At 71.4% G+C, this 18,073-nt stretch carries 15 protein-coding genes; 5 read left to right on the top strand and 10 right to left on the bottom strand.

Translation table 11 applies throughout. The features are described from left to right. Positions 1 to 129: 129 nt before the first annotated feature. Positions 130 to 2,151 (bottom strand): threonine--tRNA ligase, encoded by a 2,022-nt coding sequence (thrS, locus tag ACZ60M_RS24560; protein ID WP_465421734.1) that lies wholly within the window; start codon positions 2,149 to 2,151, stop codon positions 130 to 132. A 171-nt stretch (positions 2,152 to 2,322) separates the two neighbouring features. Between thrS and ACZ60M_RS24555 the strand changes: the two genes are divergently transcribed. Further along, positions 2,323 to 2,757 carry a MerR family transcriptional regulator gene (locus tag ACZ60M_RS24555; RefSeq protein ID WP_465421732.1) on the top strand — a complete coding sequence of 145 codons (435 nt, stop codon included), beginning with the start codon at positions 2,323 to 2,325 and terminating at the stop codon, positions 2,755 to 2,757. Positions 2,758 to 2,981: 224 nt separating this feature from the next. Here ACZ60M_RS24555 and ACZ60M_RS24550 read toward each other — a convergent pair whose 3' ends face one another. The 7 genes from ACZ60M_RS24550 to ACZ60M_RS24520 form a co-directional block, all read right to left on the bottom strand. After that, a complete protein-coding gene (locus tag ACZ60M_RS24550) occupies positions 2,982 to 3,956 on the bottom strand; it encodes an NAD(P)H-quinone oxidoreductase (protein ID WP_465421730.1) in 975 nt (324 codons plus the stop codon). Positions 3,957 to 4,057: 101 nt separating this feature from the next. Beyond that, on the bottom strand, positions 4,058 to 5,032 hold the full coding sequence (locus ACZ60M_RS24545; RefSeq protein WP_465421728.1) for an NAD(P)/FAD-dependent oxidoreductase: 975 nt from the start codon (positions 5,030 to 5,032) through the stop codon (positions 4,058 to 4,060). Between the two features lie 103 nt (positions 5,033 to 5,135). After that, a complete protein-coding gene (locus tag ACZ60M_RS24540) occupies positions 5,136 to 6,287 on the bottom strand; it encodes an alkaline phosphatase PhoX (protein ID WP_465421726.1) in 1,152 nt (383 codons plus the stop codon). 166 nt (positions 6,288 to 6,453) lie between these two features. Then, a complete protein-coding gene (gene uca / locus ACZ60M_RS24535; RefSeq protein WP_465421724.1) occupies positions 6,454 to 10,023 on the bottom strand; it encodes an urea carboxylase in 3,570 nt (1,189 codons plus the stop codon). Between the two features lies 1 nt (position 10,024). Beyond that, the gene (locus ACZ60M_RS24530; RefSeq protein ID WP_465421722.1) at positions 10,025 to 10,771 is read right to left on the bottom strand and encodes an urea amidolyase associated protein UAAP2; all 747 of its coding nucleotides are present in this window, start codon (positions 10,769 to 10,771) and stop codon (positions 10,025 to 10,027) included. Then, positions 10,768 to 11,628, bottom strand: a complete 861-nt coding sequence (locus ACZ60M_RS24525) for an urea amidolyase associated protein UAAP1 (RefSeq protein ID WP_465421720.1) — start codon at positions 11,626 to 11,628, stop codon at positions 10,768 to 10,770. Before ACZ60M_RS24525 ends, ACZ60M_RS24530 begins: the two co-directional genes overlap by 4 nt. A gap of 177 nt (positions 11,629 to 11,805) precedes the next feature. Next, positions 11,806 to 13,317, bottom strand: a complete 1,512-nt coding sequence (locus ACZ60M_RS24520) for a high affinity choline transporter 1 (protein WP_465421719.1) — start codon at positions 13,315 to 13,317, stop codon at positions 11,806 to 11,808. 210 nt (positions 13,318 to 13,527) lie between these two features. On the opposite strand from ACZ60M_RS24520, the gene ACZ60M_RS24515 reads away from it, so the two are divergent. Genes ACZ60M_RS24515 through ACZ60M_RS24505 form a run of 3 tightly spaced genes read left to right on the top strand, consistent with a single transcriptional unit; the run spans position 13,528 to position 16,136 of the window. Then, complete coding sequence (locus ACZ60M_RS24515) at positions 13,528 to 14,292, top strand: TetR/AcrR family transcriptional regulator (RefSeq protein WP_465421717.1); 765 nt, start codon at positions 13,528 to 13,530, stop codon at positions 14,290 to 14,292. Further along, complete coding sequence (gene gmd, locus ACZ60M_RS24510; protein WP_465421715.1) at positions 14,289 to 15,281, top strand: GDP-mannose 4,6-dehydratase; 993 nt, start codon at positions 14,289 to 14,291, stop codon at positions 15,279 to 15,281. Before ACZ60M_RS24515 ends, gmd begins: the two co-directional genes overlap by 4 nt. 18 nt (positions 15,282 to 15,299) lie before the next feature. After that, positions 15,300 to 16,136, top strand: coding sequence for an aldo/keto reductase (locus tag ACZ60M_RS24505; RefSeq protein WP_465421713.1), 837 nt, complete (start codon positions 15,300 to 15,302; stop codon positions 16,134 to 16,136). A 54-nt stretch (positions 16,137 to 16,190) separates the two neighbouring features. Here ACZ60M_RS24505 and ACZ60M_RS24500 read toward each other — a convergent pair whose 3' ends face one another. Together ACZ60M_RS24500 and ACZ60M_RS24495 are read right to left on the bottom strand one after the other, a co-directional pair. Then, entirely contained in the window at positions 16,191 to 16,493 is a 303-nt protein-coding gene (locus tag ACZ60M_RS24500) for a winged helix-turn-helix domain-containing protein (RefSeq protein ID WP_465421712.1), read from the bottom strand. Then, positions 16,490 to 16,954: a hypothetical protein gene (locus ACZ60M_RS24495; protein WP_465421710.1), complete on the bottom strand. Its 465-nt coding sequence runs from the start codon at positions 16,952 to 16,954 to the stop codon at positions 16,490 to 16,492. Before ACZ60M_RS24495 ends, ACZ60M_RS24500 begins: the two co-directional genes overlap by 4 nt. 115 nt (positions 16,955 to 17,069) lie before the next feature. Between ACZ60M_RS24495 and ACZ60M_RS24490 the strand changes: the two genes are divergently transcribed. Further along, on the top strand, positions 17,070 to 17,900 hold the full coding sequence (locus ACZ60M_RS24490) for an aldo/keto reductase (protein WP_465421708.1): 831 nt from the start codon (positions 17,070 to 17,072) through the stop codon (positions 17,898 to 17,900). The last annotated feature ends 173 nt before the right edge of the window (positions 17,901 to 18,073 follow it).

Raw genomic sequence — 18,073 nt, 5'->3', positions numbered from 1 at the left:
AGAGAAAGGAAAAAAAGACAGACACAAAAAAAAAAAGAAACCCCCCCCCCCCCCCCCCCCCCCCCCCCCCCCCCCCCCCCCCCCCCCCCCCCCCCCCCCCCCCCCCCCCCCCCCCCCCTTCGCCGTGTTCTAGGCCTCTTCGGTTGCGGCCGAGGGGCCTTCGTTCACTCGGGACTCGACTACCTCGGCGACGTGGGCGATGGCCTCGTCGGCGGGGACGCCGTTGCGCTGGGACCCGTCGCGGTAGCGGAACGAGACGGTGCCCGCGGCCTGGTCCTCGTCACCGGCGATGATCATGAACGGGATCTTCTGCAGCTGGGCGTTGCGGACCTTCTTCTGCATGCGGTCGTCCGAGTGGTCGACCTCGCCGCGCAGGCCCGCCGCGCGGAGCTTGCGGAAGAACACCTCGAGGTAGTCGGCGTTCTCGTCGCGGACGGGGATGCCGACGGCCTGGACCGGGGCCAGCCACGCCGGGAACGCGCCCGCGTAGTGCTCGGTCAGGACGCCGAAGAAGCGCTCGATCGAGCCGAAGAGCGCCCGGTGGATCATGACCGGCTGCTTGCGGGTGCCGTCCGCCGCCGAGTACTCGAGGTTGAAGCCGTTGGGCTGGTTGAAGTCGAGCTGGATGGTCGACATCTGCCAGGTGCGGCCGATCGCGTCCTTCGCCTGGACGGAGATCTTCGGGCCGTAGAAGGCCGCGCCGCCCGGGTCGGGGACGAGGTCGAGGCCCGACTCCTCGGCGACCTGGCGCAAGGTGGCGGTCGCCGACTCCCACAGCTCGTCGGAGCCGATGAACTTCTCCGAGTCGCCGCGGGTGGAGAGCTCGAGGTAGAAGTCGTTGAGTCCGTAGTCGCGCAGCAGCTGCAGCACGAACTCCAGCAGGCTCCGGATCTCGCCGGGCGCCTGCTCCTCGGTGCAGTAGATGTGCGCGTCGTCCTGGGTCAGGCCGCGCACGCGGGTCAGGCCGTGGACCACGCCCGACTTCTCGTACCGGTACACGGTCCCGAACTCCGACAGGCGCAGCGGCAGCTCGCGGTAGGAGCGCCCGCGCGAGCGGAAGATCAGGTTGTGCATCGGGCAGTTCATGGCCTTGAGGTAGTAGTTCGCGCCCTCGAGCTCCATCGGCGGGAACATGGTGTCCGCGTAGTACGGCAGGTGCCCCGAGGTGTGGAACAGGTGCTCCTTGGTGATGTGCGGGGTGTTGACCACCTCGTACCCGGCCTCACGCTGCTTCGCGCGCAGGTAGGACTCCATCTCGTGCCGGATGATCGCGCCCTTGGGGTGGAACACCGGCAGGCCCGAGCCGAGCTCGTCGGGGAACGAGAAGAGGTCGAGCTGCTGCCCGAGCTTGCGGTGGTCGCGCTTCTCGGCCTCGGCGAGGCGCGCGAGGTAGTCCTTCTGGTCCTGGATGGTCGCCCAGGCGGTGCCGTAGATGCGCTGGAGCTGCGGGTTCTTCTCCGAGCCCATCCAGTACGCGGCTGCCGAGCGCATGAGCTTGACGGCGCCGATGAGCTTGGTCGAGGGCAGGTGCGGGCCGCGGCAGAGGTCGCCCCAGACGCGCTCGCCGTTGCGGTCGTGGTTGTCGTACGCGGTGAGCTCGCCGCCGCCGACCTCCATGACCTCGTCGGCGTCGGTGCCCTCGCCCTTGGTCTCGATGAGCTCGAGCTTGTACGGCTCGTTCGCGAGTTCGGCGCGGGCCTCGTCGAGCGACGCGTACTTGCGGCGGTGGAAGGTCTGCCCCTGCTTGATGATCTGGAGCATGCGCTTCTCGACGGCCTTGAGGTCGTCGGGGTTGAACGGCTCCTCGACGTCGAAGTCGTAGTAGAAGCCGTCGGTGATGGGCGGGCCGATGCCGAGCTTGGCCTCCTTCAGCTCCTGGACGGCCTGCGCCATGACGTGCGCGGCCGAGTGGCGCATCACGTTGAGCCCGTCGGGGCTGTTCAGCGGCACGGGCTCGACCTTGGTGTCGGCCTCGGGTGCCCAGGAGAGGTCGCGGAGCTGGCCTTCGGCGTCGCGGACGACGACGATGGCGTTCGGCCCGTTGCCGGGGAGACCGGCCTCGGCGACCGCCGCAGCGCACGTGGTGCCGGCAGTGACCCACAGCGGTTCGATGACGACTGGGCTGCTGTGGTTCGGCGCTGCGGGTGCCACGGTTCTCCTCGTTCGGTGCTGGTCATCGGAGTTTCCGATGTCGGATAACGGGTCCATGGTAGTTGGCGGGGCGTTGTGGACTCCATCGCATTAGCCGGTCGTGAGCGCGGCGGAAATTACCTCGGGTCGGGACTTGACCTTGGTCCCGGCACCAAGGTTTACCGTCGTTGCATGACCGCAGCAACCGTGACTCTGACCGTCGGGAGGCTCGCCGAGGAGGTGGGCGTCTCGACCGACGCCATCCGCCACTGGGAGCGCGAGGGCCTGTTCCCCGCGCCCGAGCGCAGCGCGGCCGGGTACCGCCGGTACGGGAGCGAGTCGCTGGACCGGGCCCGGTTCATCCGGGCGTGCCAGCGCGCCGGGCTGCGCCTGGCCGACATCGCGGACCTGCTGGCGGTGCGCGACACGGGCTCGTGCCCGTGCGAGCCGGCCGGGCAGCACCTGGAGCGTCGGATCGGCGAGATCACGGCCGAGATCGTGCGGCTGGAGGGGTTGCGGACGCAGCTGACGGACATGCTGCGGGCGGTCGACGCGGGCACGTGCGACCCGCCGCTGCCTGAGAACTGGTGTCCCCCGACTGCGTCTGATGGAGGTGAGTGCAAGTGATGATGACCGACGAGTGCTGCAACTGCTGCAATGACGACTCGTGCCAGTGCGCCGGAGAGGCCTGCTGCCACGGCTGCTGCGAGAAGTAGGCGAAGGAGACGCGCCCGGCTGGTGAGCCGGGCGCGTCTCGGCGTTTCTGTGCAAATCGGGCGTCGCGAGGCGCCTCCGGTTTTAATGATGCCGTTCGGGTCCGACACTCTCGACCGGTCGGGCCTCGCCTCCGCCTATTTCGCTGTCAGGACGATCTTGCCGAAGTGGCCGCCTGCGCCCATGAGGCGGTGGGCTTCGGCGGCTTCGGCGAGGGGCACGCGGGTGGTGACGACCGGTTCGATCTCGCCGGAGTCGAGGGCGGGCCAGACGCGTTCGAAGGCCTCGGCGAGGATCTGGCGGCGCTGTTCGAGCGGGCGGGCCCGGAGCGTGGTGCCGGTGATGGTGGCGCGCTTGGCGAGGAGGCCGCCGAGGTGGATCTGGGCGTTGGTGCCTTGCTGGAGGCCGATGACCGCGAGGCGTCCGTCCTGGGCGAGGGCCTTGAGGTTGGGCTCGAAGTAGGCCGCGCCGATCACGTCGAGGATGGCGTCCGCGCCTCCCGCTTCCATCGCCAGGGCGGCGAAGTCCTCGTTGCGGTAGTCGATCACACGGTCGGCGCCGAGGGCCTGGAGCCGCTGGGCCCATTCGGCGCGGGCTGTCGTCCAGACCTCCGCTCCGGCAAGCTGCTTCGCGAACTGGATCGCGAACGTGCCGATGCCGCCGGCGCCGCCGTGGACGAGGACGCGCCGCTTGCGGTCGGTCTCGGTCCCGGCGGTGTCCAGCAGGTATCCGAGGTTGGAGTAGACGGTGGCGGCGGCCTCGGGCAGTCCGGCCGCGTCGACGAGGTCGACCTTCTCGGGCTTGGGGAGCACGAGTCCGGCGTCGACGGTGACGTACTGGGCGTAGCCGCCGCCGGGGAGCAGGGCGCACACCTCGGCGCCGAGGAAGGTGGCGTTGTCGTCGCTGCCGACGTTGACGATGGTGCCGGAGACTTCGAGGCCGGGCCAGGCGGGCGCTCCGGGCGGGCTCGGGTAGTGGCCGGCGACTTGGAGGAGGTCGGCGCGGTTGACGCCGGCGGCGGCGACCTCGATGAGCACTTCATCGGGGCCGGGCGCGGGTTCGGGCACCTGGGCGGCGGCGAGGCGGCCGTCCGCGGCGGTCATGGCAAGCATCTCCGCATAGTAGGGCTCGCGTCGGAGCGCCTGGCGCGATACCCGTCAGTACGTCACGTTAGTCCCGTTTGGATTTGCGAGACCTGTTGCACCGCAACGGATCAGGGGTTCTCGCTCGAGTGTCCAGGGAAGAGGTGCGCTTCGGGGTCGATCGCGACGGCCGCGTTGTTGACCGCAGTGGCGGCCTCGCCGAAGCCGGTCGCGATGAGCTTGACCTTGCCGGGGTAGGCGGCGATGTCGCCCGCGGCGTAGACGCGCGGCAGGTTGGTGGCCATCGTGGAGTCCACGGCGATGCTGCGGCGGTCGAGGTCGAGGCCCCACTCCCCCAGCGGCCCGAGGTCGGCGGTGAAGCCGAGGGCCGCGACGATCGCGTCGGCCGGGAGCTCCCGGGAACCGTCGTCCTTCACGTCGACGACCACGCCGTCCACCGTCTCGGTGCCGCCGACGGCGGTGACCTGGGCGTTGACGAGGATCGGGACGCCGAGGCCGCGGACCCGGTCCACGGTGGCCTGGTGGGCGCGGAACTTCTCGCGGCGGTGCACGATCACGGTGCTGCGGGCGATGCCGTGGAGGGCGATCGCCCAGTCGAACGCGGAGTCGCCGCCGCCGACGATCACCACGTCCTGCCCGGCGTGCGCGGCGAGCTCGGGGACGAAGTAGACGATGCCCGCGCCGTGGAAGTCCTCTGCCGCAGGAAGGGGCCGGGGCGCGAAGCTGCCGAGGCCGCCGGTGATGAGCACGGCTTCGGCTGCGATGCGCTGACCGTCGGCGAGTTCGAGCACCGGCTTGCCGTCCTGGTGCTCCAGTTTGCTGGCCTGGCGGCCGAGGAGGTACTGCGGCTCGAACGGCGCGGCCTGGCGCAGCAGGTTGTCGACGAGGTCGCGGCCCTTGATCGAGGGGAACCCGGCGACGTCGAGGATCTGCTTCTCGGGGTACATGGCCGTGATCTGGCCGCCCGCTTCGGGAAGCGCGTCGAGGACGGCGGTCTTCAGGCCGCGGAAGCCCGCGTAGTAGGCGGCGAAGAGGCCGGTGGGACCGGCGCCGACGATCGCGAGGTCGACGGTGAGGACGGACATGGACGATCACCGACTCCGTTGTAGGGACACGTCCCGACATCCTAGCGACGCGGCGGCCCTTGCGGGGCTTCGCAGACCGTGCACTCTGCGAAGCCCCTTCGGTTTAGGCCGTGCGGAACGGGCCGGTGACCTCGAACGTGATGCCGCCCGAGCTGGAACCGGAGGTGCCGCGCTGGGACGAGAAGTAGAGGCGGTTCCCGGCGGGGTTGAACGCCGGGCCGGTGATCTCGGAGGAGCCGTGGCCGGAGAGGCGCAGGAACGGCGCGACGATGTCGTCGGGCGTGATGATGCAGATCTCCAGGTTGCCGCCGTCCTCGGCGATGAACAGGTCGCCGCTGGCGGCGGCGCCGGTGATGTTGTCGACGCCGGTGAGCGGCGGGTTGGAGGTGAGGTTGTCGTCGTAGGCGATCGCGATCGTGTTGTTCACCGCGTCGTAGGCCCAGACGCGGTTGTCGCCCTTGGTGGTGAAGAAGCAGGTGCCGTCGGCGTAGTAGCAGCCCTCGCCGCCGTTGAAGCGCTTGGTGTTCGCGACCTGGTTGCGGGTGGCGGTCGGCGAGCCGTCCGGGTCGGGCACGTTCTTCCAGGTGAGGACCCCGCCGGACTCGGTGAGGACCTGCAGCTGGCCGGAGGCGAGGTTCCCCCACGTGGTGGGCTTGAAGCGGTAGAACGCGCCGTCGGAGACGTCCTCGGTCAGGTAGATGACGCCGCGGTCGGCGTCGCACGCGGCGGCCTCGTGCTTGAAGCGGCCCATGGCGGCCCGCTGGCTGGCGGCGTTCACTCCGAACGGGTCGGTCTCGTACACGTAGCCGCGGTCGACCTCCTCGCACGAGAGCCACGTGTTCCACGGGGTCGCGCCGCCCGCGCAGTTGCTGCGGGTGTTGTTGAGGATGCGGTAGGCGTCGACGACGTTCCCGGCGGAGTCGAAGCGCAGCGCGCCCGCGCCGCCGCCGGTGGAGAGCTCGGCGTTGGAGGTGTAGATCCAGCCGTTCCCGTCCGCGAAGCACGCGCCGCCGTCGGGGGCGCCGTGCCAGGTGTAGGACGTGCCGGGCACGGTCTGGGAGGAGCGGGCGACGATGCGGGAGGTGAAGCCCTGCGGGAGCAGGACGCCGTTGGCGTCGGCGGACTGGAGGGAGCCGTACGGGCTCGGTCCGGTCTGGACGGGGTAGGCGGCGAACGAGGGGCGGGTCATCGTGAAGCCGAAGGCGACGGAGCCGGTGCCGACTACGGCGGCGCGGAGCAGGTTACGTCGTTGCATGAGCGGTTCCTTTGCGGGCGAACAGATGGGAGGGATCGCTTGCCCACACACCGTAAGGAATGGGAGCGGTTCGGCGTGGCAACTCGGCGGGACGGATCGGTGATGTCTCGATGACCGGGACGTGAACGCCCTTCACCGCGGGTCGCACGACCGCCCTCGCCGCGCCTCAGCTCGGCTCCAGCACCGCCAGCGGGCTGCCTTGCGCGACAAGGTCTCCCGGGCCCGCCAGGACCTTCAGGACCCGCCCGGCCTGCGGTGCGAGCACCGGGGTCTCCATCTTCATCGCCTCCAGGACGAACAGCGCGTCCCCGGCCCCGACCTCCTGCCCCGGGTCGACCAGGACCTTCCACACCGCCGCCGCCAGCGGCGCGGCGACCACGGCCCCGCCCGGCGGTGCCGTCACGTCCCCGGTCTCGGCCTGCGGCGGCTCGGCCTGCTGGCGGTCGAACTCGCCCGAGGCCTCCCAGGCCGCGCGCTCGGCCGCGAACGCCTCCGCCTGGCGCGCTTTGAAGGCGCCGATGCCTTCGGCGTTGGCGTCGAGGAAGCGCCGGTAGTCGGCGTAGCGGAACTCCCCGTCGGCGGTCCGCGGCGCGAACCGGCCCGCGTCCATCTCCGCCCGCAGCTCCCCCAGCTCCTCGGTGCCGACCGGGTACCAGCGGATGCGGTCGAAGAAGCGCAGCAGCCACGGCCTGCCCCCGGTGAACGGGCCGCGCTGGCGGTGGGTGTTCCACACCTGCACGGTGCGGCCGACGAACTGGTAGCCGCCGGGCCCCTCCATGCCGTAGATGCACAGGTACGCGCCGCCGATCCCGACCGCGTTCTGCGGCGTCCAGGTGCGCGCCGGGTTGTACTTGGTGGTGACGAGCCGGTGCCTCGGGTCGAGCGGGGTCGCGACGGGCGCGCCGAGGTAGACGTCGCCGAGGCCGAGCACCATGTACTCGGCGTCGAAGACCGTGCGGTAGACGTCGTCCACAGTGTCGAGTCCGTTCATGCGGCGGATGAACTCGATGTTCCACGGGCACCACGGCGCGTCGTCGCGCACGCCGTTCATGTACCGGTCGATGGCCTCGCGGGTGGCCGGGTCGTCCCAGGACAGCGGCAGCCAGACTTCGCGGCTCGGCACGGCGAGGTCTTCCGTGGACGGCAGCGTCGCTTCTATTTCTGTCAGTCGATCGATAAGCGCGGACTGGCTGAGCCGGGCCGGGTCGAAGTGGACTTGCAGGCTCCGCACGCCCGGGGTCAGGTCGAGCAGCACCTCGTCGCCGAGGCTCGCGGCGACGGCTTCGGCGAGGGCGTGCACGCGCATCCGCAGGGCCAGGTCGAGAAGGTTCGGCCCGTACTCGATGAGGACGTTGTCGTCACCCGAGCGGCGGTAGGCGACGGCCGGGGCGTCCGGCCCGGCCGCGATCCGGGCCAGCACGCCGCCGTCGGTGACCGGGGCGCGGTCGGGGGCCGGTGCGAGCGCCGGGCTCCGGCGGGCGTGCGGGACGCCCGCGTCGCTGACGGGCACGAAACGCACGGCATCGCCCGGCCGCAGCTGCCCGAGCCGCCAGCGGTGCGCCGCGATCACCGTTGCGGGGCAGACGAACCCGCCCAGGCTCGGCCCGTCGGGTCCGAGCAGCACGGGCATGTCGCCGGTGAAGTCGACCGCGCCGATCGCGTAGGCGTTGTCGTGGATGTTCGACGGGTGCAGGCCCGCCTCCCCGCCGTCCGGGCGGGCCCAGCGCGGCTTCGGCCCGGTGAGGCGCACCCCGGTGCGGGCGGAGTTGAAGTGCACTTCCCAACGGGCGCTGTAGAAGTCGTCCATGTCTTCGCGGGTGAAGAACTCGGGGGCGGCGTGCGGGCCTTCGACGACCGGCAGCTCCCACACGTTCGTGAACGCCGGGCGGTCCGCTTCGGGCACGGGGGCGGGCGCGCCGGGCCCGGCCGGTGCGGCGCGCAGGACGTCGCCGGGTTTGAGCGCGGCCCCGGTGAGGCCGCCGATCCCGCCGAGGGTGAACGTGGCGGCCGAGCCGAGGTAGCGCGGCACGTCGAGGCCGCCGCGCACGAGCAGGCAGGTGCGGATGCCGGCGGTCTCGGGCGCGCCGATCGCGAGCTCGGCCCCGGCGGGGACGGTGAACGGCTCCCATTGCGGCGCAGGCGCCCCGGACACGGTCACCGGGGCCGGGGCACCGGTCACGCACACCGTGGTGTCGTGGCTGAACCGCAGCGTCGGCCCCTGCGCGACGCATTCGAGGCCGGGGGCGCCCTCGGGATTGCCGAGGGCGCGGTTCCCGAGGCGGAACGACAGGTCGTCCATGGGGCCCGAAGGCGGCAGGCCGACCTGCCAGTAGCCGGTGCGGCCGGGCCAGTCCTGGATCGTGGTCTGCGTCCCGGCGGCGAGGACGTCGATGCGGGGGCGCGGGTCGGGCACGTCGGCGAGCGTCGCGGTGGTGTGCCGCGCGGCCGCGAAATCGGGGTGGGCGAGGGCCGCGGCGAGCTGCCCCTGGTTGGTCTCGACCCCGGCGATCCGCAGCTCCGCCAGAGCGTTCGCGGCGGCGGCGACGGCGTCGGCCCGGGTGGAGCCGTGGGCGATGAGTTTGGCGATCATCGGGTCGTAGTGCGGGCCGACCTCGGTCCCGGCTTCGATCCAGGTATCGGCGCGGACCCCTTCGGGGAGCGCGAGGTGCGTGATCGTGCCGGTAGAGGGCCGGTGGCCCTGGGCGGGGTCCTCGGCGTACAGCCGGGTCTGCACGGCGTGGCCTGCGGCCCGCAGCGGGCGGCGCATCGGGGCCGCGTCCCCTTGGGCGAGGCGGAGCATCCACTCGACGAGGTCGACGCCGAAGACCGCCTCGGTGACGGGGTGCTCGACCTGCAGGCGGGTGTTGACCTCGAGGAACGCGACCTCCTCGCGTTCGGTGTCGTACAGGAACTCCACGGTGCCCGCGGAGCGGTAGCGCACGTCGGCGCAGAGCCGCTGCGCCGCTTGCTGGTAGCGCTCGCGCAGGCGGGCCGGGACGTCGGGCGCGGGGGCCTCTTCGATCACTTTCTGGTTGCGGCGCTGGAGGGTGCAGTCGCGGTCGCCGAGGACCGCCACTTCGCCGAGGCCGTCGCCGAAGACCTGCGCCTCGACGTGCCGGGCGCGGCGCACGAGCCGTTCGAGGAAGAGCCCGGCGTCGCCGAAGCCGCTCTCGGCGAGGCGCTTGACGCTGTCCCAGGCCTCGCGCAGCCCGGCCGGGTCGGCGGCCGGGCGCATGCCGATGCCGCCGCCGCCCCCGGTGGCCTTGAGCATCACGGGGTAGCCGATGCGGTCGGCTTCGGCGAGGGCGTGGTCGACGCTGTCGAGCAGCCCTGTCCCGGCCAGGAGCGGGACTCCGGCGGCCTCGGCGGCGGCGCGCGCGGTGTGCTTGGCGCCGAACAGCTCCAGGTGCTCGGGGGCGGGGCCGACGAAGGCGATCCCGGCGTCCTCGACGGCCCGTGCGAACGCGGCGTTCTCGGAGAGGAACCCGTACCCGGGGTGGATCGCGCCCGCGCCCGTCGCGGAGGCGGCCTCGAGGATGCGGTCGGGCCGCAGGTAGGAGTCGGCGGGGGCCGGACCGCCGATGCGCACCGCCTGGTCGGCCGCGTCCACATGCGCGGCGGCCCGGTCGGCGTCGGAGTAGACCGCCACGGTCTTCAGGCCCATGCGCTTCGCGGTGGCGATGACGCGCACGGCGATCTCGCCGCGGTTGGCGATCAGGAGGGTGTCGAAGGTCAAGTCAGGACTCCACTCTCGCCGAAGCTTGCGAGGGATCAATGTGCACTCTCGCCGAGGCTTGCGGGGCGTCAATGTGCACCCTCGCCGAAGCTTGCGAGGCGTCAATGTGCACCCTCGCCGAAGCTTGCGAGGCGTCAATGTGCTCAGTGATCGACACGCGGATCGCGGTGGGGTTGAACGCGTTGCACGGGTTGTTGATCTGGGGGCAGTTGGAGATGAGGGCGATGACGTCCCGCTCGGCGCGGAGGGCCACTTCGAGGCCCGGCGCGGAGATGCCGTCGACGATGCCCAGGCAGCCGTCGTCCTCGACGGGCACGTTCATGAACCAGTTGACATTGCCCGTCATGTCGCGCTTGCCCAGGCCCCATTTCGCGCCCTCGTGGAGGAAGTTCTCGACGCACGCGTGCTGCGCCCAGGTCTGGTGCCCGTAGCGGAGGGTGTTGGACTCCTTGGAGCACGCCCCGCCGATGGTGTCGTGACGGCCGCAGTTGTCGGCGGTGACACGGGCGAGGGGGCGGTGCTCGACGTCGCGCAGGACCGAACCGGTGGTGAGGAACAGCGACCCGGCGGCGGCGATCGTGTTCTGGGCGCTGTAGCGCAGGTTCGTGTCGGCGGCGTCGAAGAGGAGGAAGTCGACGGCCTGGTTGCCTTCGAGGTCGGTGATCCGCAGGGTCTGCCCGGCGGCGACGAACCCGGACCAGGGAGCGCGGGGGTCCACGATGGATTCGGCGGGTGGCTTGGCGGTCATGCGGCGGCTCCGATCCGGGCGGCGGTATTGGCGAGGGCGCGGCGGCCTTCGGGGGTGGCGTCCCAGCGGGCGTCGCCGGGTCCGGTCGGGCGCTCGCGCCAGGCGAGGACGCGGACCGGGGTGGCGGTGTAGTCCTCGCGCGGGTCGAGGGCGTGCGGGGTGTTGGCGAGCATGACCAGCAGCGGGGCCTCGGCGAGGAGGCGGACCCTCCGACCGGGGCCGGAGCCGCCCTGCCAATGGAGGCGGCCTTCGCCGTCCGCCTTGAGGCCCTTGAAGAGCGCCACGGTCTGCGGGAGGTCGCGGGCGGTGAGGTCGTGCTTGGCGGCGGCGAGCTTCAGCAGCTCCCGCGCGGCCGGGGTCGGGCCCCAAGGCGTGCCGCTGCCGTAGCGCGCCGCATTCTGGGCGGCCGTGGGCGCGCCGCAGAACGCGTCGTGGCGGCCGGACTCGTCCATGGTCAGGGTCGCCAGCGCGCGGCCCTGGTCGGAGAGCAGGAGGCTGCCTTGACCGAGGTAGGCATTCCATTGGACTTTGAGGGTGTCGGCGACGCAGAGCCGCTCCCAGGGGCTTCCGGCCCAGGCGAGGGCGAGGTGGACGCAGGCGTCGCCTTCGAGGTCGGTGAGTTCGAGGGCGGTGCCGGGGGCGAGGGCCTGGTGGGCGTATCCGCCGCCGCCGACGGTCTCGGCCCAGACGAGTGCGGCGGGGTCGATGTCGGCCGGGGTGCCGGGGTGGTCGGCGGCGGGGACCCAGGCGCGTTCGGTGGCCGCTGCGGCGGCTTCTTGGGCGCGGGCGTGGTCGCGGGCGGCGTAGGTGTTGCCGGTGGCCGACGGTTCGGCTTGGGGTGCAGGGGTTTCGGTCATGCGGGCCTCCGCTCCGATCAATTTCTGTCGCTCGATAGAAATTAGCCGCGTAAGTGATCGGAGCCGTGACTTCCGCGTTTCGGCTTGATTGCTGTAGCCGCACAACGGGTTCGCTTGCTGTCGGCGGACGTACCGGAGGCCCCCGCGAACGGCGTTCGCGGGGGCCTCCGGTGCGGCTCAGGCCTTCGCGGCCACGGGTTCGCGGACCGCGCGGGGAGCCGGTGCGGCGGCGCGGTAGGCCTTGGCCGGGCGCAGCAGCGCGACCGCCGCGTAGGCGGCGGTTCCCGCGAGGAACGCGATGAAGGTGGACCAGCCGTCGGCGGCCGCGGTGAACACGTCGTTCTCGAAGTACAGCAGGTCGTTCGGGACGCCGTAGACGGTCGGGGTGAGGGCGAACAGGGTGAGGCGCACGCCGAAGCCCACCGCGATCGCGGCCGCCGCCGAGGCGGCGCCGCCGCGCTTCCACCAGAGCCCCAGGGCGAACGGCACGACCAGGCCCGCGAGCATGAGGTCGAAGGCGAGCGTGAGCAGGATGCCGGTCTGCGGGACCCGCACCGCCACGACGACGGCGAGGGCCACGATCGGGAACATCGCGATGCGGCTGGCGCGCAGTAGCGGGTCCTTGCCGGCGCCGAAGATCTTCAGCTCGGGCAGGCGCCCCCGGTCGGTCTCGCGGATGCCCGCGATGTTGCGGGCCGCGACGGCCCCGGTGCCGAGGATCGCGCCGTTCGCGGTCGAGCAGGAGGCGGCGACGACCGCGGCGAGGACGAGCATGGCGAGCCAGGCGGGCGCGTGGTCCTCCAGGAGCGTGAACAGCACCGCGGCGCCGGCGTCGGGTCCGACGATGTCGACCGCGGAGAGGGCCACGTAGCTGAAGGGAATGCCGATGAGGAGGGTCCCGGCCGCGCCGAGGAAGCAGGCCCGGCGGGCGACCGAGGGGCTCTTGGCGGAGAAGATGCGCTGCATGAAGTCGATGGCGACGATGTCGCCGACGCCGAGGGCGATGAGGGTCGCCCAGTTGACCGGGGCGCCTTGGGCGGGGTCGGTGAGCTGGCCGAGGTCGAAGGCGCCCATGCCTTCGGGCACGGAGATCCCGTGGGTCAGGGCCACCCAGGTGAAGAGCGAGGCGGTGCCGACGATGGTGATGACCATCTGGGCGGCGGCGGTGTACGAGTCGGAGAACATGCCTCCCGCGACGGTGTAGGTCATGACCACCGCGACGATGAGCAGCACCCCGATGGTGTAGTCGATCCCCAGGAAGTGTTCGAACAGGAAGCCGCCCGCGACGAGGTTCCCGGCGAGCAGGAGCACGTAGGCGCCGATCATGGCGACCGAGGCGGACAGTTCGATGCGGCGCCCGTACCGGCGGGCGTACCAGTCCGGGAGCGTGAGGAGCTTGGCGGCGTTCATGCGCTTCGCGAAGAACACGCCGGTGAGGAGCAGGCACAGGGCGAGCCCGATGGGCAGGCTTGCCCCGGCCCAGAAGCCGAAGCCGTAGGCGAGGTCGGTGTTGCCGAGGGTGGCGTTGGAGTCGACCGCCTGGGCCATGAGCCCGGCGGTGACGAGCGGGACGCCGAGGGTGCGGCCCGCGACGAGGTAGCGGCCGGAGTCGCCGTCCACTTTCCGTGACACGACCAGGCCGATCACGAGGACGACGACGATTGAGAGCCCTACACCGAGGAGTATCATCGGGCACCTTCCGATCAGATTTCTATCAGTCGATAGAAACTAATCGCCCTGGTATTTCGATCGACTGACAGAATTTATTTCACCGGCATGAACACCCCCGCACAACCGCAATACGCCCAGGCGCGCCGGACGCCGGGCACGCGCTCGCCGACCAGATCGGTAGCCCGCGAACTAGACTGGTGCGCGCACACTGGACAGGAAGGCGTACCGATGCCCACCGCAGCGAAGGAGTCCCCGGCGGACCGGCCCAAGCGGCGCGTCGGCCGCCCCCGGGCCGCCCAGGGCCCCGGCGGCGCCGCACCCGCAGCCGAACCCCGCGACCAGCTCCTGGCCGCCGCATCCGAGCTCTTCACCGTCCAGGGCTACACCGCCACCTCCACCCGCGCCATCGCCGCCAGGGCCGGGATGCGCCAGGCCAGCATGTACTACCACTTCCCCAGCAAGGAAGCCCTGCTGAGCAGCCTGCTGGAGACCACCGTGGCCCCCTCCCTCGAATTCGCCGAATGGGCGCTCGCCGAGCAGGACGCCCCCGCCGAGGCCCGCCTCTGGGCGCTGGCCCGCATCGACGCCGCGCAGCTCGCCGGGGCCGAGCACAACCTCGGCGCGCTGTACCTGCTGCCCGAAGTGCAGCAGGAGGCCTTCGCGCCGTTCCGGCAGATGCGCGGGCGGCTGCGCGACTCCTACCGGGAACTCCTCGGCCGCACCGGCCCGGCCCTCGACTACCCGCCCGGCGGGCTCGCCGAGCGCGCGCACCTCGTCTTCGGCCTCGTCGAAGGCGTGATCCTCGCCCGCTTGGAGCGAGCCCCGGTCGCCGACCCCGCAACCTACTCCGCGGGCGTCGCCGACGGGGTGCTGCGCCTGGCCGAGAGCCGCGACCCCGCCTTCGCGCGCCGCCAGGGACTGCGGCTGTGCGCCGACTGGATCGGCCGCTCCGAACACCTGCCGATCACGACACCCCCGAAGGACCGCGCATGACCACCGCACCCGGCAAGACCGCCCTGATCACCGGCATCACCGGGCAGGACGGCTCGTACCTGACCGAGCTGCTGCTCGCGAAGGGGTACACGGTCCACGGGATCGTCCGGCACGCGTCCTCGCTCCTGGCCAACACCTCCCGCCTCGACGCGGTCTACCAGGACCCGCACGACGCCGGACGCAAGCTCTTCCTGCACAAGGGCGACCTCACCGACGCCGGGATGCTCGTCAACCTCATCCGGGACGTGCGCCCCGACGAGATCTACAACCTCGCCGCGCAGAGCCACGTGCGCGTCAGCTTCGACCTGCCCGAGTACACCGCGAACGTGACCGCGCTCGGCGTGATCCGGCTCCTGGAAGCCGTGCGCGCCAGCGGGATCGACACCCGCATCTACCAGGCGTCCACTTCGGAGATGTTCGGCCTGACCGCGCCCCCGCAGGACGAGACCACGCCGTTCCACCCGCGCAGCCCCTACGGCGTCGCGAAGGTCTACGCCCACTGGGCCACCGTGAACTACCGCGAGTCCTACGGCATGTTCGCCGTCAACGGGATCTCCTTCAACCACGAGAGCCCCCGGCGCGGCGAGACGTTCGTGACCCGCAAGATCACCCGCGCCGTCGCCCGGATCGAGGCCGGCCTGGAGCGGAAGGTCTTCCTCGGCAACATGGACGCCGTGCGCGACTGGGGCTACGCGCCCGAGTACGTCGAGGCCATGTGGCTCATGCTCCAGCACGACGAACCGGTCGACTACGTCCTCGCCACCGGCAGGCCCGCCACCGTCCGCGACTTCGCCGAGGCCGCGTTCGGCCACGCCGGGCTCGACTGGCGCGAGCATGTCGAGCACGACGAGCGGTACGAGCGGCCGGCCGAGGTCCCCGAGCTCATCGGGAACCCGGCCAAGATCGCGCGCGAGATCGGCTGGAAGGCCAAGGTCCACTGGGGCGAGCTCGCGCGGATCATGGTCGACGCCGACCGCAAGGCCCTCTGACGCGGCTACCCTCGGGGCATGACTGATCTCAGCGCTCCGATCATGCTCAACGACGGCACCGCGATGCCCCGCATCGGCTACGGCACCTACAAGGTGGGCGACGACGAGGCCCAGCACGCCGTCGAGGCCGCGCTGGCCGCCGGATACCGGCTGATCGACACCGCCGAGATGTACGGCAACGAGGTCGGCGTCGGCCGCGCGATCAACGGCTCTGGCGTCCCGCGCGGCGAGGTCTTCCTCACCACGAAGGTCTGGAACGACCACCACGGCGCGGACAAGGCCCGCGCAGCCCTCGAAGCCTCGCTTGAACGGCTGGGCACCGACTACCTCGACCTGTACCTGATCCACTGGCCCTCCCCCAAGCAGGGCCTGTACGCCGAGACCTTCGAGGCCCTGCTCAAGGCCAAGGAGGAGGGCCTGATCCGCTCGGCGGGCGTCTCGAACTTCCTGCCCGAGCACCTCGACCGGGTCCGCGAGGCCGTCGGCGTGTACCCCTCGGTGAACCAGGTCGAGCTGCACCCGTACTTCAACCAGCCCGAGCTGCGGGCCTGGCAGGCCGAGCGCGGCATCGCCACCGAGTCGTGGGGGCCGCTCGGCCAGCGCACCGGCTCGGTCCTCGCCGAACCGGCCGTCACGGCCGCCGCCGAGGCGCACGGGAAGAGCCCGGGCCAGGTGGTCATCCGCTGGCACCTGCAGCACGGCTGCGTCGTGATCCCCAAGTCCTCCAAGGCGAGCCGCATCGCCGAGAACTTCGACGTGTTCGACTTCGCGCTCACCGAGGGCGAGATGGCGTTGATCGACGCGCTGGAGACCGGCGAGCGCCAGGGCATCGACCCCGGCAGCAACGAGCGCTGAGCGACGACGAGGCGGGCCGGGGATGCCTCCCCGGCCCGCCTCGCGTTTCGTTCGCTATGACGCCTCGATGCCCGCCGCGAGGCGGCGGAGTTCGGCCACGTGCCCGTTGAAGGCGTCCTTGCCCTCGGGGGTGAACGCGGCCCAGGTGCGGGTGCGTCCGTCCAGAGGGGACTTCCTGACCTTGACGTACCCGGCGTCCTCGAGAGCCTTGAGCTGCTTGCTGAGGACCGAGTCGCTGACGCCCAGGCTCTCACGGAGGGCCGCGAACTCGACCTCGTTCATCGCCGAGAGCATCGAGCAGATTCGCAACCGGTTGGGCGCGTGGATGATCTCGTCGAACCGGGCTTCGGTGCTCATGCCGACTCGCGCAGGTCCGCTCGCATGAGCTCGTCGAAGTGCCTGCCCCACACGCTGATCGCGACCGCGACGACGAGGCCGGTGAGCGGGCCGACCCAGCGGATCTCCATGCCGATGGCGAAGACCGCGCCGACGACCGCCGCGGCGAGGACGGCCGCGCCGAACCGGTAGAGGCTGCGGCGCGACCGGGGGCCGGCCTCATTGCCGTTGAGCCATACGCCGGACTTGCGGCGGTAGACGGTGACCAGCGCCGCGAGTCCTCCGGCGTAGATGAGGAGCGCCGGGATCAAGGCGACGAAGGGGAAGCCGGAGTAGGCGACGGCGATGAGGCCGCCGACGAGGATGCCGAGGGCCGGGTGGTACCACCACGGGGTGTAGAGCTTGTCGGCGATGCTGGAGCGGGATTCGGCCACGGCGTCCAGGGCCGCCTGGGCCTCTTGGGGGTTCACGTTGCTTTCCATGATGGAAAGTCTAGCCGACGACTTTCCATCTCGTCAAGTCGAGACTTTCCAGAACGGCAAGTTTCTTCGCGGGAGCGAAGTTGCAATCGCTCGCCAAATGGGTAGGCTCGCGCGCATGAGCGAACTGAGCACAGCCATCACCCTGTCTGGCGGGGCTGAGATCCCCCGTTACGGCTACGGCACCTTCAGGATCGAGGACGGCACCGACGTGCGCGCCGCGGTCGAGACCGCGCTCGAAACCGGCTACCGGCTCGTCGACACCGCGGTGGGCTACAAGAACGAGACCGGCGTCGGCAAGGCGATCAACGAATCCGGCATCGCCCGCGGCGATATCTTCCTCACCAGCAAGACCTGGGACCACGGCTACGACGAGGTCCGCCGCAACCTCGACGAGTCCCTGGAGCGGCTCGGCACCGACTACCTCGACCTGTACCTCCTCCACTGGCCGCGCCCGCAGGTCGACAAGTACGCCGAGTCCTGGCGCGCGCTCCTCGACGCCCGCTCCGAGGGCCTGCTCCGCTCGGCCGGCGTCTCGAACTTCACCATCGACCACCTCGCCCGCTGCGAGGCCGAGACCGGCACGGCCCCCGAGGTCAACCAGGTCGAGCTCCACCCGTACTTCAGCCAGCCCGAACTGCGGGCCTGGCACGACGAGCACGGCGTCGTCACCGAATCCTGGGGCCCGCTCGGTCTCCGCTCCGGCGGCCTCTTCGACGAGCCCGCCGTCAAGGCCGTCGCCGAGGCCCACGGCCGCACCCCCGCCCAGGTGGTCCTCCGCTGGAACCTCCAGCGCGGCAACGTCGTGATCCCCAAATCCGAGACCCCCGACCGCATCCGCGAGAACTGGCAGGTCCTCGACTTCGCCCTCACCGACGCCGACCTCACCCAGATCGACGCCCTCGACACCGGCACCCGCCAAGGCGGCGACCCCCTCGAGATCAACTAGGAGGCTCGCGCCCTTCCAGGCAGGCGAACTCCTTGCGGCGTCGGGGGGGGGGGGGGGGGGGGGGGGGGGGGGGGGGGGGGGGGGGGGGGGGGGGGGGGGGGGGGGGGGGGGGGGGGGGGAGGGGGGGGGGGGGGGAAGGGGGGGGGGAGGGAGAAAGACTACCGCGCACCTCT

This window comes from Glycomyces sp. NPDC050141 (assembly GCF_055586545.1).
The sequence above is the reverse complement of the archived record's forward strand: the minus strand, read 5'-3'. Positions and strand labels throughout refer to the sequence as shown.

Bases quoted from the DNA above. Each gene is read 5' to 3' on its own strand.
- ACZ60M_RS24555 (WP_465421732.1), top strand. From the start codon at position 2,323: ATGACCGCAGCAACCGTGACTCTGACCGTCGGGAGGCTCGCCGAGGAG.
- ACZ60M_RS24550 (WP_465421730.1), bottom strand. From the start codon at position 3,956: ATGCTTGCCATGACCGCCGCGGACGGCCGCCTCGCCGCCGCCCAGGTG.
- ACZ60M_RS24545 (WP_465421728.1), bottom strand. From the start codon at position 5,032: ATGTCCGTCCTCACCGTCGACCTCGCGATCGTCGGCGCCGGTCCCACC.
- ACZ60M_RS24540 (WP_465421726.1), bottom strand. From the start codon at position 6,287: ATGCAACGACGTAACCTGCTCCGCGCCGCCGTAGTCGGCACCGGCTCC.
- ACZ60M_RS24530 (WP_465421722.1), bottom strand. From the start codon at position 10,771: ATGACCGCCAAGCCACCCGCCGAATCCATCGTGGACCCCCGCGCTCCC.
- ACZ60M_RS24525 (WP_465421720.1), bottom strand. From the start codon at position 11,628: ATGACCGAAACCCCTGCACCCCAAGCCGAACCGTCGGCCACCGGCAAC.
- ACZ60M_RS24520 (WP_465421719.1), bottom strand. From the start codon at position 13,317: ATGATACTCCTCGGTGTAGGGCTCTCAATCGTCGTCGTCCTCGTGATC.
- ACZ60M_RS24515 (WP_465421717.1), top strand. From the start codon at position 13,528: ATGCCCACCGCAGCGAAGGAGTCCCCGGCGGACCGGCCCAAGCGGCGC.
- gmd (WP_465421715.1), top strand. From the start codon at position 14,289: ATGACCACCGCACCCGGCAAGACCGCCCTGATCACCGGCATCACCGGG.
- ACZ60M_RS24505 (WP_465421713.1), top strand. From the start codon at position 15,300: ATGACTGATCTCAGCGCTCCGATCATGCTCAACGACGGCACCGCGATG.
- ACZ60M_RS24500 (WP_465421712.1), bottom strand. From the start codon at position 16,493: ATGAGCACCGAAGCCCGGTTCGACGAGATCATCCACGCGCCCAACCGG.
- ACZ60M_RS24495 (WP_465421710.1), bottom strand. From the start codon at position 16,954: ATGGAAAGCAACGTGAACCCCCAAGAGGCCCAGGCGGCCCTGGACGCC.
- ACZ60M_RS24490 (WP_465421708.1), top strand. From the start codon at position 17,070: ATGAGCGAACTGAGCACAGCCATCACCCTGTCTGGCGGGGCTGAGATC.